This is a genomic window from Pseudomonas sp. NPDC087598, from assembly GCF_044743525.1.
Taxonomy (GTDB): Bacteria; Pseudomonadota; Gammaproteobacteria; order Pseudomonadales; family Pseudomonadaceae; genus Aquipseudomonas.
On record NZ_JBIUWQ010000110.1, the window covers coordinates 1 to 1,272 of the forward strand.

Below are 1,272 nucleotides of genomic sequence, written 5' to 3' on the forward strand. Positions count from 1 at the left end.
CACAGATCACCGCAGGCCTCCCTGGCCCAACTCTGGTTGTGGCTACATAACTCTGTCACGAGCAGGCTACCGCCCGGTTGCAGCAAGTCGGCCATGTGCTTGAGCGCTTCGGCCGGCGCGGCGAAATGGTGCAAGACCATATTCAGTACAACGCAATCGGCCTGAAGGCTGGTGCCGTTCAATGCATCGGCCAATTGCAGGCTGACGTTAGCCAGCTGTTCACGTTCACATACCTGACGCGCCAGTTCGAGCATCGCCGGGCTGTTGTCCAGCGCGGTTACGGTGCCGAAGCGGCGTGCCAGTTCCGGCAGAAAAGCACCATCGCCGGGGCCGACTTCAATGGCCGTGGCAGCACCATTGAAATTCAGTTTGTCGAGCAGGGCCAGCACGCTTTCACGGTACTGCGGCAGGCCGGCTATCAAGTCTTGCTGGGCGCGAAATTTCTCCGCGACCCGGGCAAAAAAGTCCTGGCTGGCGGCAGCGCGCTGGGCGTGAACCTGAGCGATTCGCGCCTGGACGTCTTCCGGGAGCGCCAGATTGTCGACTTCTTCTAACAGTGCAGCGTGCAGCTTGCCACCCAGCAGTTCGGTGTGGGGCAGGGCGCGACGATAGAAAATCGCGTTGCCTTCGCGGCGGGTCGCCACCAGATCGGCTTGCGCCAGGACTTTCAGGTGATGACTCATGCCGGACTGGCCAATACCGAAAATCTGCGCCAGTTCCAGCACGCCAAACGAATCGTTGGCCAGCGCGCGCAGTACATTCAGCCGCAGCGGATCACCGCCGGCCTTGCACAGGGCCGCCAGCTCGTCGCAATCGTCATGGCGAATGGAAGGCACGCGTAAGTTCATGGGGCAGCAGTCTAGAGACGGGGGTAAATCACCGCAAGGCCAATATCAAAAAGTTTTGATATTGCTCGATAAATGGCACTTCTCACGAAACGGTTAACTCTACAAACGAACAGCGGAAAGGTTTCACCAACCGAAACCGCCGTTAACCATGGGAAAAACGCCCCCGGATGAGTATCTATCATTGCCCCGAGGCGCTCGGGTGAGGGAAAATGCCCTCCTTTTTTCCGTTTCAATCTATTCACACCCAGGAGATCAGCGATGCCTAGCCGTCGTGAGCGTGCCAACGCCATTCGTGCCCTCAGCATGGATGCCGTGCAAAAAGCCAACAGCGGCCATCCCGGTGCCCCTATGGGTATGGCAGTTTTTGGCTATTTGATTTGTCTCTACTACATTAAGTAAATGACTTGTATTATTTCGTTTGATT

At 57.2% G+C, this 1,272-nt stretch carries 1 protein-coding gene and 1 pseudogene; one reads left to right on the forward strand and one right to left on the reverse strand.

The window, feature by feature from the left end:
• A partial coding sequence (locus tag ACIOWE_RS29360) for an ArsR/SmtB family transcription factor (RefSeq protein ID WP_401398436.1) occupies positions 1–848 on the reverse strand: 848 nt, incomplete at its 3' end.
• Positions 849–1,106: 258 nt separating this feature from the next.
• Between ACIOWE_RS29360 and ACIOWE_RS29365 the strand changes: the two are divergent.
• Positions 1,107–1,212 (forward strand): annotated as a pseudogene (locus ACIOWE_RS29365) (transketolase); the annotation flags it as partial.
• Between the last annotated feature and the right edge of the window lie 60 nt (positions 1,213–1,272).